This window comes from Streptomyces sp. NPDC057010, assembly GCF_042673805.1.
GTDB lineage: Bacteria > Actinomycetota > Actinomycetes > Streptomycetales > Streptomycetaceae > Streptomyces.
In genome coordinates, this window is record NZ_JBHUSC010000039.1 from 1 (window position 1) to 14,981 (window position 14,981).

The 14,981-nt window shown below is 71.7% G+C and carries 14 protein-coding genes; all 14 read right to left on the minus strand.

Translation table 11 applies throughout. The features are described from left to right. Window positions 1-333 precede the first annotated feature (333 nt). Entirely contained in the window at window positions 334-954 is a 621-nt protein-coding gene (locus ACFTXQ_RS26630; RefSeq protein ID WP_382644945.1) for a DNA-binding response regulator, read from the minus strand. Next, window positions 951-2,141, minus strand: a complete 1,191-nt coding sequence (locus ACFTXQ_RS26635) for a sensor histidine kinase (protein ID WP_382644947.1) — start codon at window positions 2,139-2,141, stop codon at window positions 951-953. Before ACFTXQ_RS26635 ends, ACFTXQ_RS26630 begins: the two co-directional genes overlap by 4 nt. A 4-nt stretch (window positions 2,142-2,145) precedes the next feature. Next, complete coding sequence (locus tag ACFTXQ_RS26640; protein WP_382644949.1) at window positions 2,146-2,886, minus strand: ABC transporter permease; 741 nt, start codon at window positions 2,884-2,886, stop codon at window positions 2,146-2,148. After that, entirely contained in the window at window positions 2,883-3,824 is a 942-nt protein-coding gene (locus tag ACFTXQ_RS26645; RefSeq protein WP_382644951.1) for an ABC transporter ATP-binding protein, read from the minus strand. Before ACFTXQ_RS26645 ends, ACFTXQ_RS26640 begins: the two co-directional genes overlap by 4 nt. A gap of 239 nt (window positions 3,825-4,063) precedes the next feature. Then, window positions 4,064-5,950 (minus strand): peptidoglycan binding domain-containing protein, encoded by a 1,887-nt coding sequence (locus tag ACFTXQ_RS26650; protein WP_382644953.1) that lies wholly within the window; start codon window positions 5,948-5,950, stop codon window positions 4,064-4,066. A 359-nt stretch (window positions 5,951-6,309) separates the two neighbouring features. After that, window positions 6,310-6,693 carry a DUF6113 family protein gene (locus tag ACFTXQ_RS26655; protein ID WP_382644955.1) on the minus strand — a complete coding sequence of 128 codons (384 nt, stop codon included), beginning with the start codon at window positions 6,691-6,693 and terminating at the stop codon, window positions 6,310-6,312. Continuing rightward, window positions 6,690-7,580 carry an N-acetyl-1-D-myo-inositol-2-amino-2-deoxy-alpha-D-glucopyranoside deacetylase gene (gene mshB, locus ACFTXQ_RS26660; protein ID WP_382644957.1) on the minus strand — a complete coding sequence of 297 codons (891 nt, stop codon included), beginning with the start codon at window positions 7,578-7,580 and terminating at the stop codon, window positions 6,690-6,692. Before mshB ends, ACFTXQ_RS26655 begins: the two co-directional genes overlap by 4 nt. A gap of 23 nt (window positions 7,581-7,603) precedes the next feature. Next, entirely contained in the window at window positions 7,604-7,798 is a 195-nt protein-coding gene (locus ACFTXQ_RS26665; RefSeq protein WP_053677094.1) for a hypothetical protein, read from the minus strand. Window positions 7,799-8,125: 327 nt separating this feature from the next. Continuing rightward, window positions 8,126-9,178: an ABC transporter ATP-binding protein gene (locus ACFTXQ_RS26670; protein WP_382644959.1), complete on the minus strand. Its 1,053-nt coding sequence runs from the start codon at window positions 9,176-9,178 to the stop codon at window positions 8,126-8,128. Further along, window positions 9,171-10,154 (minus strand): ABC transporter ATP-binding protein, encoded by a 984-nt coding sequence (locus ACFTXQ_RS26675; protein ID WP_382644961.1) that lies wholly within the window; start codon window positions 10,152-10,154, stop codon window positions 9,171-9,173. The genes ACFTXQ_RS26670 and ACFTXQ_RS26675 overlap by 8 nt, the downstream gene beginning before the upstream one ends. 12 nt (window positions 10,155-10,166) lie before the next feature. Next, window positions 10,167-11,198, minus strand: a complete 1,032-nt coding sequence (locus ACFTXQ_RS26680) for an ABC transporter permease (RefSeq protein WP_382644963.1) — start codon at window positions 11,196-11,198, stop codon at window positions 10,167-10,169. Next, on the minus strand, window positions 11,191-12,117 hold the full coding sequence (locus tag ACFTXQ_RS26685; protein WP_382644965.1) for an ABC transporter permease: 927 nt from the start codon (window positions 12,115-12,117) through the stop codon (window positions 11,191-11,193). Before ACFTXQ_RS26685 ends, ACFTXQ_RS26680 begins: the two co-directional genes overlap by 8 nt. A gap of 31 nt (window positions 12,118-12,148) precedes the next feature. Beyond that, window positions 12,149-13,783 carry an ABC transporter substrate-binding protein gene (locus ACFTXQ_RS26690; RefSeq protein ID WP_382644967.1) on the minus strand — a complete coding sequence of 545 codons (1,635 nt, stop codon included), beginning with the start codon at window positions 13,781-13,783 and terminating at the stop codon, window positions 12,149-12,151. Between the two features lie 106 nt (window positions 13,784-13,889). Next, window positions 13,890-14,834 carry a GNAT family N-acetyltransferase gene (locus ACFTXQ_RS26695; protein WP_382644969.1) on the minus strand — a complete coding sequence of 315 codons (945 nt, stop codon included), beginning with the start codon at window positions 14,832-14,834 and terminating at the stop codon, window positions 13,890-13,892. Window positions 14,835-14,981 lie beyond the last annotated feature (147 nt).

Consider the following 14,981-nt stretch of genomic DNA (forward strand, 5'->3'; position numbering starts at 1 on the left):
GGGGCGAGAGGTGGCCGCCTGAGCGCGCCAGTGCGGCTCCAGGAGCCGGGGCTCCGCCCCGCACCCCGCTCCTCAAACGCCGGAGGGGCTGGATTTGGCCGGCCTCAGCCGTCAAGTGCGCGTAGCGCCACCTTGCGCCCAGGCGCACCATCCGGCCCCGCCGGGCACAATCCAGCCTCGCCGGGCACAATCCAGCCCCGCCGGCGATTGAGGCGCCGCCGGAGGCAGTCAGCCCCTCCGGCGTTTGAGGAGCGGGGGTCCGGGGGCGGGCCCCCGGGAGCGGTGGCGCGCCCGGTCAACGGGGCGGGGGTGGGGCGGAGCCCCAGGGGCGGGCTAGAGCCAGCCCTTGTCGCGGGCCACCCGTATGGCCTCGGCGCGGTTGCGTGCCGCCAGTTTCTGGATCGCCGTCGAGAGGTAATTGCGGACCGTCCCCGGGGAAAGGTGCAGCCGCGCCGCCAGTTCGGCGTTCGTGGCGCCGGACTCCGCCGCCCGGAGCACCTCCCGTTCGCGGTCGGTCAGCGGGTTCGCGCCCTCCGCGAGGGCCGCCGCCGCCAGGGTGGGGTCGATGACCCGCTCCCCCGCCAGGACCTTGCGCACCGCGGCCGCCAGCTGCGCGGCCGGGGCGTCCTTCACCAGGAACGCGGAGGCGCCCGCCTCCATCGCGCCGCGCAGGTAGCCGGGCCGGCCGAAGGTGGTCAGGATGACGATCCGGATGGACGGGAGCGCCGCCCGGAGGGCCGCCGCCGCCTCGATGCCCGTCATGCCCGGCATCTCGATGTCCAGCAGGGCCACGTTCACGTCGTGCGTCCGCGCCGCCGCCACCACCTCGTCACCGCGCGCGACCTGCGCCAGGACCTCGATGTCCGGCTCCAGGCCGAGCAGTGCGGCGAGGGCCTCGCGGACCATCGACTGGTCCTCCGCCAGGAGGATGCGGATGGGGGCTGCTGCCGTCATGAGTCCGATCCTAGGGGGATGCGCGCGACCAGCCGGAAGCCGGTCTTGCCCGCCGGGCCCGCCGACAGGGTGCCGCCGACCGCTTCCAGGCGTTCCGTCAGGCCCGTCAGGCCGTTGCCGGGCGGCGCCGCCGCGTCACCGCATCCGTCGTCCGCCACGGTCAGTTCCACGAACCGGCCCGCCAGGGTCTGCCGGTCGGTCAGCGTGACCGTGCACCGCTTGGCGCCGCTGTGCCGGACCACGTTCGTGACCGCCTCGCGCAGGGACCAGGCCAGCGCCGATTCCGCCTCCTCGGAGAGTTCCTCCGGGAGCTCGTCCGCCGGCTCGGGCGGCAGGACGGCCACGACGCCCGCCGCCGCCAGTGCCGTCCGGGCACCGGCGAGTTCACCGGGCAGGGTGGGCCGCCGGTACCCGCTCACCGCCTCCCGTACGTCGACCAGCGCCTGCCGGCTGACCCGCTCGATGTCCGCCACCTGCTGGGCGGCGGCCTCCGGCTGCCCGGGCAGCATCCGGCCCGCCAGCTCGCTCTTGAGCGTGATCAGCGACAGCGAGTGCCCGAGCAGGTCGTGCAGGTCCCGGGCCATCCGCAGCCGTTCCTCGTTGGCGGCGAGCTGCGCCACCGTGGCCCGGGCCTCGCGCAGTTGGATGGTGGTCCGCAGCAGCGCGGCGACGCCGACCATCGCGAAGCCGCCCATCAGGGCCGGGATCAGCAGCCCCGCGAGATAGGCGTCCCCGCCCGGGACCGCCAGGGCCGTGACCGTCATGAGCGCGGTCGCGCCCGGCACCGTCCAGCGGGAGATCTCCGGGGGCAGCGCGGCCCCGGAGGAGATGGCCACGTAGACGAAGAGGACGAGCCATTCGCGGCCCAGGGTCAGCGACAGGATCGTGGCCTGCGCGGAGAGCACCGCGACCGAGACCAGGACCTGGGGGACGGCCATCTGCCGGACGGTGCGGAAGACCAGCACCAGGTACCAGGAGACGAAGGCGGCGAGGCCCAGGCCGCCGAGCAGCCGGGCCCCGAGGCTGTGTCCGCCGCTGATCAGGTCGGTGACGGGTGCGCTCAGGTAGAAGAGCCAGATGCTGATCCAGCAGGCCTTCACCACCTTCTGGCGGCGGTTCTCCGGCCGTTTGGCGATCTCGGGGAAGCCCAGGTCCGCCCGGTCTTCGTCTTCCTGGTTCAGCGCCACGGGTTCATGCCTTCAGAGAGTCCTTGCGGTACAGCCAGGCGGCGGCACCGGTGAACAGTACGAAGTACACGGCGAGGATCGCCACGTCCTTGAGGTGCGGCGCGCCGCCCAGCTCGATGGCCTGGCCGAGGCCCGCGTAGGCGTGGGTCGGCAGCCACTCGCAGATGTTCCGCAGCCACTGCGGGAAGTTCGCGGTGGGCATCCACAGGCCGCCGAGGATGGACAGGCCGAAGTAGAACAGCATGGTGATGGGGCGGACGTTGTCGCCGCTGGCCAGGTATCCGATGGCCACGCCGAGCGCGGCGAAGACCAGGCTGCCGGCCCAGATGGCGCCGGTGAGGGCGAGCCACTGCCAGGCGTCGAACCGTACGTCCTTCACGGCGGCCGCCACCGCGAAGACGACGAGGATGGAGGGGAGGGAGAGGACGCCCGCGCTGGCGGTCTTGGCGAGGACGTAGCCGCGGCCGGGGAGGGCGGTCAGGCGCAGCTGGCGGACCCAGCCCTTCTCGCGCTCCTTGGCGATGCGTTCGCTGTTGCCCATGAGGACGGCGGTCAGGGCGCCGAAGGAGGCCATGGCGACCATGTAGAAGGCGGGCATGGTCAGTTCGGTGCCCATGACCTTGGTGGTGCCGTCGAGGGTGCCGCCGAGCATCAGGAAGAGGGCGGCCGGGTACATCACGGTGAAGAAGAGGTACTTCTTGTTGCGCAGGGCCCGGGTGATTTCGAGCTTGATGAGCGTGTTCACTTGGCGGCCTCCTCGGTGAGGGCGATGAAGGCCTGTTCGAGGCCGAGGCCCGCGACCTCCAGGTTGCGGGGGTAGAGCCCGAGCGCGTAGACGGCGTGGACGGTCGCGTCGGCGTCGGCGGTCTGGAGCCGTACGGTCGCGCCGTGCCGCTCGTAGGCGGTGAGGGCGGGCAGGGCGCGGAGCACCTGCTCGTCGACGGCGTCCTGGCCGTCCAGGTCGAAGGAGACCTTCCGGGCGCCGGCCCTGGCCTTGATCTCGGCGGCGGTGCCATCGGCGAGGAGCCGGCCCTTGTTGAGGACCAGCACCCGGTCGGCGATGGCGTCCGCCTCCTCCAGGTAGTGCGTCGCGAAGAGCACGGTGCGGCCCTGGGCGGCGTGTTCGCGCATCGTGGCCCAGAAGGCCTGGCGGGCGGTCACGTCCATGCCGGTGGTCGGCTCGTCGAGCACGATCAGGTCGCCCCGCCCTGCGGTGGCGAGGGCGAAGCGGACGCGCTGCTCCTGGCCTCCGGAGAGCTTGTTGACCATGCGGCCGGCGATCTCGGTGACTCCGGCGCGGGCCAGCACCTCGTCCACGGGGAGCGGGCGGGGGTGCAGGGAGCAGCCGAGCGCGACCAGTTCGCGTACGGTCACGTCCTCCATGAGGCCGCCGCTCTGCAGCATCGCGCCGACGCGGCCGGCGGCGACGGCGTCGCGGGGGCTGGTGCCGAAGAGGCGGACGGAGCCGGAGTCCGCGGGGCGCAGGCCGAGGAGGAGGTCGAGCGTGGAGGACTTGCCGGCGCCGTTGGGGCCGAGGAGCGCGACGGTCTCGCCCGGGTGGAGTTCGAGGGAGAGGCCGTCGACCGCGCGGACCGTGCCGTAGCTCTTGGTCACGTTCTCGAAGCGGACCACTGGGTGGGTGGTGGGCTCCGTCGCGGTGCGGGGCGCGGTGGTTGTCGTCATGGCCCAAGATTCCCCTGGCCGGGGGGTTGGGCGGCAGTGTCGGCCGTCGTGGGTGCCGGATGACAGATGTCATGCGGCGGGGGCTGCGACTGTCATCTGGCGGTAGCCGCTGCGTACGTGCGCTCCGCGCCCGTACCCTCAAACGCCGGGCGGGCTGGATTTGCGCAGCAAATCCCAGCCCCGCCGGCGTTTGAGGCGCGGGGTCCGGGGCGGAGCCCCGTGCGGCGGCGGCGCCGCGGCTAGGCGGCGTTCGTGTCCACGACCACCGTGCGCTCGGCGGTGGTCTTGCCGCGCAGGGCCTTGCCGAGGGCGCCGGCGATGTCCTGCGGGGTGACCGCGGTCTTGGCGCCGGTGCCGCGGGTGATGGTGATCCCGTCGAAGGTGTTCCCGTAGGTCTCCTTCAGGGCCTCCAGGTCGAACTTCTCGACGAGGTGACCGTCCACCGCCTGCATGCTGAGGATCTTCGGCAGGGACTTGCTGCCGAAGGCGATCGACTTGCTGCCGACCTTGACGACCGCGTTGGCGGACATCGCGGGCTCGGCGAACTCCTTCATGGCCCGGTTCAGTTCGGCCTCGTCGATGGCCGGCGACTTGGTGGTGACCGGCAGTTCGACCACGGCGGACTTGCCGGTGGCGACCATGTCGCGGAAGGCCTGGGTGACCTTCTCGACGGAGGCGTCGGCGTCGAGGGTGGTGCCGGGGGTGCCCGGGACGGCCACGGGCTTGCCCGTGTCGAACTTGATCGTGCCCTCGGTGGCGGTGCCGGCGGTGCCCGCGAGCTCCTGGAGCGCGACCTGGAGCTTCTCCTCGTCGACGGGCATGACGGCGTCGGCCCTGCGCTCGTTGCCGAGGAGGGAGCCGATGACGGTGACCGGGTTGTAGTCGCTGCCGGCGGCGTTGCGGACGGTGGTCTGGCTGTCCAGGGTCAGGCCGGCCTTCTCCGGCTTCAGCTCCACCTGCTTGCCGCCGACGCTGAGCTGCAGCGGGGCGGCGGCGCGGGTGCCGAAGGCCGTCTGGAGCTTGGCCACGGCCTCGTCGCGGCTGCCGCTGATGTCGACGTCGAGCACGGTGGTGCCCTTGGGGACGTCGGAGTGGTTGAGGAGCAGGCCCGCGCCGTAGGCCACGGCGACGAGGGCCACGAGGCCGCCGCCGAGGAGGACCAGCTTGGAGCGGCCCTTCTTGACGGGCTTGGCGGAGGTGGCCTTCTGCTGCGCCGGCACGGGGCGGGGGGCCGCGGGCTCGGGCCGGTCGGCGTCGGACACGGACGGCCGCAGCGCGTTCGGTCCGGGCACCTCGGGGCCGGGCCAGCGCGGCGCCTCGTCGGGGCGGGGGGCGCCGAGCGGGCCGGCCCCGTAGCCGGGGCCGCCCGTGGGGCCCGCGGGGCCCGCCGGGCCCGCAGGGGTGCCGTCGCCCGGGGTGCCGTAGACGGGGAAGGCCTCGGTGACGGGGCCGGTGTCGTCCTGGCCGGCCCCGTACACCGGGAAGCCCTGGGTCGCCCCGACACCGGGGCCGCCGGGCACGCCGGGGCGCGGTCCCGCGGGGGCCGCGGCCTGGGCGAAGCCCTGGCTGAAGTCGGAGACCGGCGGGGCGGGCGTGTGTACGGGCGGCGGGAAGCCCGCGCCCGGCCCGGCCGGCGGCTGCGGGGCGCCCACCCGGGCGCCGGGGACGGGGGCCGGAGGCCCGGCAGGGCCCGCTCCCGGGCCCGGGCCCGTGCCCGGAGCCGGGGAAGCGGCCGGCGGCGTCGGAGCCGGCGCGGGCGCCTTGCGCGGGGCGAACCAGTTGCTGGCGGGCCCCTCGGCCCCGGCCGGGCCGCCCTGCTCCCGGGCGGGCTCCGCCTCGGCCTGGATACGCGTCGGCAGCGGCTGCTTCGGCCGCTGCGCGAGCGCCGGGGCGGACGCCTGCCCCGGGCCGCCGTACGCGGCTCCGGGCGTCGGCTCGGGCCCTTGCGGGGCCGTCGGGCCCGCCTCGGGCTCGGCACCCGCCGAGTCGGAGCCGGCGCCCATGGCCTTGCGGACGACCACCGGCGGGATCGGCCGCGAACCCGGGATGTTGATCCGGATCCGGGTCGTCAGGGTGGTCTCGGTCTTGGGCCCGTCGGCATCGGGCGTAGACGGCTTCGAGGTCACAGAGTTCTCCTCCGGGGTGTTCGCCGCGCCCGGGCCGGTCGGCACAGCCGTGGACGGGTACTGGCCGGTTCCGTACGGCGGCGTACCCGAGGGGTACGCGGTTCCACCGCGCCCCTGGGGCCCGGAGGACGAACTGTCAGTTTCACGACTCAAGGCAGGTTCTCCCGGTTGGCTCCGCCGCCCGTCATACCGTGCGCGGGCAGCTCGGCGGCCCGTCCACCATACTGGCCGCCGCCCGTACGCAACTGACCCCCGGGAATCAGGGGTTCCTCATAGCCCCCGCCCGATGGGGCCCGAGCGCCCCGCGAGCCCCCCGCGCGCCCCCCTCGGCCGGTCCCCCGACGGGGTCCGACACCACGTCACTTGACGGGCCGGGCGGCCGAAACCGGCCGGTCCAGCGGGCCGCGCATCGTGGCGCAGATCACAGCGAAGACCGTTCCCCCCAAAAGGTAGGCGTACGTACCGATTCCGGACGAAGTGAGCAGGAAGTCCCCCTCGGGGCGCGGGAGGCTGAGCACCACGTACGAGAGGAACCAGCCGGCCGCCGCGCCGCCCACTCCGAGCCCGACCCCGAGGGCGATCCGCCCGCCGAGGAACAGGCCGAGGACGGCGAGCAGAGCGAGCACCAGGCCGCCGGGGAACCACAGGTCCACCACCAGCCAGCCGGCCGCACCGGTCAGTCCGCCCGCGATCAGCAGACCGAGGCAGGCGGCGATCCGCCCGGGGGTGATCGGCGTGCTCACGCACCCACCCCCGCGAAGAGGTCGTGCTCGCGTTCGCCGGCCGGTACGCCCGGGAGGCCCGCGACGAGTTCGTAGTACTCCCGGGTGAACAGCGGCTGCGCCAGGTCGTTGGAGAGGGCGAAGAAGGGCCCGTCCACGGCGATCTGGGTGGCGTGGGCCCGCATGGCGGCCGCCTTCGCCGCCACGAACTCCTCGGGGGCGTCGATCTCGGCCGTGATCCGCTCGTCGGCGACGACCCCGGGCACGTCCTGCGGCGAGGCCAGTCCGGGGAAGGCCGCTCCGGCCGCGCGGAGCCCGGCGAAGCCCTCCTCGACCACCGAGCGGGGCACGCGGTTCCAGTAGATCTTCCCGATCGCGTGCGGCTCTCCGAGGTCGCGCCGGTATGCGGATTCCGAGGCGAGTTCGGCGGCGCGCATGGCGACGCGGTGGGCCTGGATGTGGTCGGGGTGGCCGTAGCCGCCGTCCGGGTCGTAGGTGACGAGCACCTGCGGGCGCACCTCCCGGATCACCTCCACGAGGTGGGCGGCGGCCTCGTCCACGTCGGCGGACCAGAAGGCCTCGGGGCGGTCGTTCTGCGGGGCGCCCATCATCCCGGAGTCCCGGAAGCGGCCGGGGCCGCCGAGGAACCGGTGGTCGGTGACGCCCAGTTCGGCCATGGCGGCGGCGAGCTCGCCGACGCGGTGGGCGCCGAGCGCGTCGTCGCGGTCGGCCGCGAGGTGGGCGAGGCCGGGCGGGATGACCTCCCCCTCCTCACCGAGGGTGCAGGTCACCAGCGTGACATGGGCGCCCTCGGCCGCGTACTTGGCCATGGTGACGCCGTTGTTGATCGACTCGTCGTCCGGGTGCGCGTGCACGAGGAGCAGACGACGGGCGGGGAGACCGTTCATGGGGCCAGCCTACGAGGCACGGCTCAGAACTTGAGCCCACTGATCATGCTGGCCACGTTGGACGTCAGCTGGCTCAGGGTGGGGGCGATGGTGGAACTCGCCAGGTAGAAACCGAGGAGCACACAGACCACCGCGTGTCCCGCCTTCAGGCCCGACCTCCGGACCAGCAGGAAGACGACGATCGCCAGCAGCACCACGGCCGAGATCGAGAGTGCCACGGCGTTTCACCTCCACGTCGAGCGGACATCGGTACGCGTATTCGTGCTCGGCGAGAGTCATACCCACCGTGCGCTACGGATCATAACTTTCCGTGCCAGCGCATCGGTCGAAATCCGGCAGCACAAGGGGCGCACGCCGCGCATGGGCAGGGTCACGGGGGAGGCCGGCCGGAGGCCCGTACGCCCCTCCGGCCGGCTGTCGGCACCCGCACGGCCGTACGTCACCCAGGCTGCATGCCCCAGATCTCGGGGCAGAAACGGTCAAGTTGCCCCCGCGTAAACGGTGTTGGCTGGCATATCCGCGGGTGGCGAAAAATGATCGATCCGTCAGCGCTTGGTGAGCGGGGCCGGCGGCGGCTCCGAGGGCGGCACGACCTGCTTCTCCGCCGCGAAGTGACAGGCGGAGGGGTGCGCCGCCGGACCCGAGGGGAACACCGGCGGGACCGTCAGCAGCGGCACCTCCACCACGCACCGCTCCTGCGCCTTCCAGCAGCGCGTGCGGAAGGGGCAGCCCGAGGGCGGGTTGGCCGGGGAGGGCACGTCGCCGGAGAGGATGATCCGCTCGCGGTGGGCGCGGGCCTCCGGGTCGGGCACCGGCACGGCCGAAAGCAGTGCCTGTGTGTACGGGTGGGTGGGGTGGTCGTAGATCTGCGTGTCCGATCCGATCTCGACGATCCGGCCCAGGTACATGACCCCCACCCGGTCGGAGATGTGCCGGACGATCGAGAGGTCGTGCGCGATGAAGACGTAGGACAGGTGGAACTCGTCCTGCAGCCGCTCCAGCAGGTTGATCACCTGGGCCTGGACGGAGACGTCCAGGGCGGAGACCGGCTCGTCGGCCACGATGACCTCGGGCCGCAGGGCCAGGCCGCGGGCGATGCCGATGCGCTGGCGCTGGCCGCCGGAGAACTGGTGCGGATAGCGGTTGATGTACTCGGGGTTGAGGCCGACCACGTCCAGCAGCTCCTGGACCTTGCGCCGCCGGTCGCCCTTCGGGGCGACTTCGGGGTGGATCTCGTACGGCTCCCCGATGATGTCGCCGACGGTCATGCGCGGGTTCAGCGAGGTGTACGGGTCCTGGAAGACCATCTGGATGTTGCGGCGGACGGCCTTCAGGGCGCGCCCGGACAGCTTGGTGATGTCCTCGCCCTTGTACGAGATCGCGCCCGCGGTCGGCCGTTCCAGGTTGACCAGCATCTTGGCCACGGTGGACTTCCCGCAGCCGGACTCGCCGACGATGCCCAGCGTCTCGCCGGCGCGCAGCTCGAAGGAGACCCCGTCGACGGCCTTGACCGCGCCGACCTGCTTCTTGAACAGGATCCCCTGGGTGAGCGGGTAGTGCTTGACCAGGTCCTTCACTTCGAGAAGGGACTCAGGCATGGAGGCACTCCTTCCAGAAGTGGCAGGCGCTGGTCCGGGGCACGGGCGACTCGGTCACCTCGTAGAGCGGCGGCACGTCCGTGCGGCAGACGGCCTGGGCCATCGGGCAGCGCGGGTTGAAGGCGCAGCCGGGCGGGATGGCGAGGAGGTTCGGCGGCAGGCCCTTGATGGCGTACAGCTCCTGGCCCTTCTGGTCGAGGCGCGGGATGGAGTCCAGCAGGCCGCGCGTGTACGGGTGCGCGGGTGCCTTGTAGATCTCGTGGACGGGGGCCGCCTCGACGATCCGGCCCGCGTACATCACGGCGATCTTGTCGGCGACGTCGGCGACCACACCCAGGTCGTGGGTGATCAGGATGAGGCCCATGTTGAGTTCCCGCTGGAGCTCGGCCAGCAGGTCCATCACCTGGGCCTGGACGGTGACGTCCAGGGCCGTCGTCGGTTCGTCCGCGATGATCAGCGAGGGTTCCAGGGCCAGCGCCATCGCGATCATGATGCGCTGGCGCATGCCGCCCGAGAACTGGTGCGGGTAGTCCCCCACCCGCTGCTTCGCGGCCGGGATCTTCACCCGGTCCATCAGCTCGACGGCCCTGGCCCTGCCCTCCTTGCGGGACATCCCGCGGTGGACCTCGTACATCTCGCCGAGCTGCGCGCCCACGCTCAGCACGGGGTTCAGGGAGGAGAGCGCGTCCTGGAAGATCATGGCCATGTCGGCGCCGCGGATCCTGCGCCGCTCGTCCTCCTTCATCTTCAGCAGGTCGCGGCCCTTGAAGAGGATCTCGCCGCCCGCGATCCGGCCGGGCGGCATGTCGAGGATGCCCATCACCGCCTGGGCGGTCACCGACTTGCCGGAGCCCGACTCGCCGAGCACGGCGAGGGTTTCGCCCTCGTCCACCGCGTAGTCGACGCCGTTGACCGCCTTCGCGACTCCGTCGCGCGTCTTGAATTCCACGTGCAGGTCGCGGACTTCGAGCAGCATGTGCGGGGCTCCTCAGCGCAGCTTGGGGTCGAGGGCGTCGCGCACCGCGTCGCCGAGCATGATGAAGGCGAGCACGGTCAGGCTGAGCGCGCCCGCCGGATAGAGCAGCATGTGCGGGGCGTTGCGGATCTGCGTGGCCGCGTTGGAGATGTCGATGCCCCAGGAGACGGTGGGCGGTCGCAGGCCCACGCCGAGGAAGGACAGCGTGGCCTCCAGGGCGATGTAGGTGCCGAGCGCGATGGTGGCGACGACGATGACGGGGGCGATGGCGTTCGGGGCGACGTGCCGCAGCAGCATCCGGCCGTTGCCGGCGCCGAGCGCCCGGGCGGCCTGGACGTAGTCGTTCTGTTTGGCGGTGATCACCGAGCCGCGGGCGATGCGGGCGAGCTGCGGCCAGCCGAGCAGCACGATGAAGCCGACCACGGGCCAGACGGTGGTGCTGGTGACGACGGACAGGAAGACCAGGCCGCCGAGGATGACCGGGATGCCGAAGAAGATGTCGGCGACCCGGGACAGGAGTGCGTCGCCCCACCCTCCGAAGAAGCCGGCGAGCCCGCCGAGCGCGGAACCGAGCAGGGCGACGCCGAGGGTGGCGCAGACGCCGACGGTGATGGAGGCGCGGGCGCCGTAGACGGTACGGGTGTACACGTCGCAGCCCTGGGTGTCGTAGCCGAAGGGGTGGCCGGGGGCGGGGCCCTGCTGGGACTTGGACAGCTCGCAGTGCAGGGGGTCGCCGCTCGCGATGGCCTGCGGCCAGATGGCGATGATCACGAGGAAGAGGATCATCAGCGAGGAGATGATGAAGACGGGGTTTCGGCGCAGCTGGTGCCAGGCGTCCGACCACAGCGAGCGGGCCTTGCCGGACGGGCCGGGGCCGCCGGTCCCGCCGTGGACCTTCTCTACGCCCTCGACGCTCTCGGCCTCCTCCAGGGCGAGGTCCATGGCTCCTCCCTGACCGGTGGGGGACATCGCCTCGCGCGGGCGGGGACCGACGGGGTCGTAGCCGGCGGGTGCTTCGGGGCGCTCGGGGTCGGGCTCAGGCATAACGGATCCTCGGGTCCAGGACCGCGTAGAGCAGGTCGACGAGCAGGTTGGCCACCAGGAAGACGATGACGAGGATGGTCACGAAGCCGACCACCGTGGGCGAGTTGTTGCGCAGGATGCCCTGGTAGAGCTGGTAGCCGACGCCGTGGATGTTGAAGATCCGCTCGGTGACGATGGCGCCGCCCATCAGGGCGCCGATGTCGGTGCCGATGAAGGTGACCACCGGGATCAGGGAGTTGCGCAGCAGGTGGCGGGTGATGACCCGGCGGCGCGGCAGGCCCTTGGCGACGGCCGTGCGGACGTAGTCGGCCTTGACGTTCTCGGCGATGGACGTGCGGGTGAGCCGGGTGACGTAGGCGAGGGAGACGAGCGCGAGCACGACGCCGGGCAGGATCAGCTCGTCGAGGGGGGCGCCCTCGGAGACGCTGGCCCGCTCGACCCAGTGCCATTTGACGGCGAAGACGAACTGGAGCACGTAGCCCGTCACGAAGACGGGGACGGAGATGACCACGAGCGTCAGGACCAGCACGGAGGTGTCGATGGCCTTGCCGCGGCGCAGTCCGCTGATCACGCCGAGGGTGATGCCGACCAGGATCTCGATGAGGATCGCGACGATGGTCAGGCGCAGGGTGACGGGGAAGGCCGAGGCCATCAGTTCGGTGACCTTCTGCCCGTTGAAGGCGGTCCCGAAGTCGCCCTGGAAGATCTGGCCCATGTAGTGGAGGTACTGCTCCCACAGGGGCCGGTCGAGGTAGAGGTCCTTGCGGATGCGGGCGGCGGTGGCGGGGTCGGGGGCCTTGTCTCCGAAGAGGGCCGCGACCGGGTCGCCGAGCGCGTACACCATGAAGAAGATCAGGAACGTGCTGCCGATGAACACCGGGATCATCTGGAGCAGCCGCCGGATCACATAACGTCCCATGGACTGCTCCAGGATCGATCCGTCGGGCGGGTCAGCTGACCTTGATCTCGTTGTAGACCGGGACGCTGAACTGGTTCAGGGCGACGTCCGAGATCCGCTCGGAGTGGCCGGCGCTGCCGTTCTGGTACCAGAGGGGGATGGACGGCATCTGCTCGGCGAGGATCTTCTCGGCGTCCTGGAACTTCCCGATGGCCTTGGCGGCGTCGCTCTCCTGGTTGGCCTCGTCGACGAGCTTGTCGAAGTCCGGATTGCTGAACTTGCCGTAGTTGGAGGAGGCGCCGGTGTAGTACAGCGGCTCCAGGAAGTTCTGGATCAGCGGGTAGTCGGCCTGCCAGCCGGAGCGGAAGGGGCCGGTCAGCTTGAAGGCGCTCTGCTGGTTGCGGAAGTCCGCGAAGGTGCCGATGGGGTTGACCGTGCAGACCGGGCCCTCGCCGATCGCGTTGTTGATGCTGTTGCAGACGGCGTCCATCCAGTCGCGGTGCGAGCCGGTGTCCACGTTGGAGGTCAGGGTGACCTTGCCGCCGGGCAGCCCGCCGGCCTCCTGGATGAGCTTCTTGGCCGCGGCGGGGTCGAACTTGCAGGCGTCGCCGCACAGCGTGGAGTTGAAGCCGCCCTTGTCGCCGAGGGCGGGCGAGGTCCAGTCCTTGGCCGGGGTGCGGGTGTCGCGGAAGATCTGCTTGGTGATCTCGTCGCGGTTGATCGCCATGGAGATGCCGCGCCGGACCTTCTCCATGCCCTCCTTGTTCCACTGGGGGTCGTACAGCGGGAACGTGAGGGTCTGGATGATGAGGGCCGGCTGGTTGATGTAGCGGTCGCCGAGGTCGTTCTGCACGTTCTTCAGCTGCTGCGCGGGCACGTCGTCGACGAGGTCGAGGTTGCCGGAGATCAGGTCGGTGTAGGCGGTGTTGTTGTCCGTGTAGACCTTGAGGTCCACGCCGCTGTTCTGGGCCTTGTCCTCACCGGGGTACGCGTCCCACTTGCGCAGCTTCATGCCGGTGCCCTTGGTGTACGAGTCCACCGTGTACGGGCCGTTGCCGATGGGCTTGTTGAGCCAGCCGGCGTGGTCGGTGAAGAAGGCCTTGGGCAGGGGGGAGAAGGCCTGGTAGCCGAGGGTCTCGGGCCAGGTGGAGAACTTCGACTTCAGCGCGACCGTGAACGTCTTGGGGTCCTTGACGACCAGGCCGGTCATCGTCTTGGACTTGGGCTCGCCGGAGGCCGGGTGCAGGTCCGCGTAGCCGACGATGTCCGAGAAGAACGGGGCGTTGTTCTGCTTGTTGCGCACGTCCGCCGCGTAGTTCCAGGCGTCCACGAAGGACTGGGCGGTGACGGGCTCGTCGTTGCTGAACTTCCAGCCGTCCTTCAGCGTGATGGTGAAGTTCTGGCTGTCGGTCGTGTCGATCTTCTCCGCGAGGAAGTTCTTCGCCTCGCCGGTCTTGGGGTCGTAGCGCTTGAGCCCCCGGAAGAGCATGTCGAGCACCTTGCCGCCCTGCACCTCGTTGGTGTTGGCCGGCTCCAGCGGGTTCTGCGGGTCACCCCACGAGGAGCTGACGATTCCCGCGCCGCCGCCACCGCCCCCGCCGCTGTCGCTTCCGCCGCCGCAGGCCGTCGCCGCGAGGGCGACGGCCACCGCACATGCGGCCCACTTGGCGTGGGTGGCTCCGCGCATGGAGTGCCTCCTAGGGATCCCGAGACTTGCTTGGGGTCACTGTCACCCCATGTGAGGGATCGCACACTCCCGGTTGGCCCAATTGCACCCTCGCGTCACGCGCCTGTCACCCCTCCGAGTGCAAAGGCAGCTCCCAGGTGTCGACGGCGTAGTGCAGGCGCATGCCGTGCGCCTCGTAGAGCGCGAGTGCGCCGGTTTCGTTGTGGGTGTCCACGCCCAGGCCCACCGTGTCGCGGCCGCGCGCCGCGTAGGCGGCGAAGCCGTGGCGCAGCAGGAAACCGCCGATGCCGCGGCCGCGCAGGTCCCCCCGTACGCCGAGGTGGCTGAACCAGCCCATGCTCGTACGGTCGTCCCGGGTCAGGAGCACGGCCACGTCGCCCTCGCCGGGCAGGGAGGCGATCCAGACGAGCGACCAGTCGAGGCCGCGGGCGTCGAGGTGGTCGAGCCAGGGCTCGTACGCGCGCTCCACGTGGCCGAAGTGGGCCGCGAAGGTCTCCTCGACCAGGGCGTGGGCCCGGCGCCGGTCGGCCTCGTCGGTGCCGCAGTGGCGCAGCGCGAGCCCTTCCGGCGGGGCCGGCGGCAGGTCGGCGGCCGGGGCGAGGGCACGGGTCATGACCTGGTAGCGGCGCACGCTGCGGTAGCCGCGGCCGGTCAGCAGCGAAAGGTCGAGGGTGGGCTTGACGTTGAGCTGCAGCCGCAGCCGGCCCTGCGGGACCCCGCCGTCCAGCTCGCGGGCCCGGGCCTCCATGAGCTCCAGCAGCCGGACGGCGGCCTCGGGATGGCCGGGCAGCACGTAGTGGTCGCCGTCGACACGGCCCGGCCCGGAGTCGTTCCAGACGAAGGCGTAGGCGACGAGCCGGCCGTCCTGGAAGGCGAGCCAGGAGTCGGTGGCCAGGTCGACGTCGGGGTGGTTGAGGTCGGCCTCGACGGTACCGAGGTCGGTCTCGGGCCGCCCGATCTCGATCACGTCGACGGCGTTGAGCAGGCCGCAGATGTCCTCCGCGTCCCCGGGCCCGGCGGGCCGAACGATCAGCGATTGCCTGTCGGTCATCCGGCCACTGTCGTGGGGCGCGGCGTTCGCACGCAACTCCCTTTCCTCCCAGCCGCACCCGCCCACTCAGGCCGGCAAAAACCAGCCCCGCCGGCGTTTGAGGCGCGGGGGCTCGGGGGCGGAGCCCCCGCAGCGGCGCCGCACACG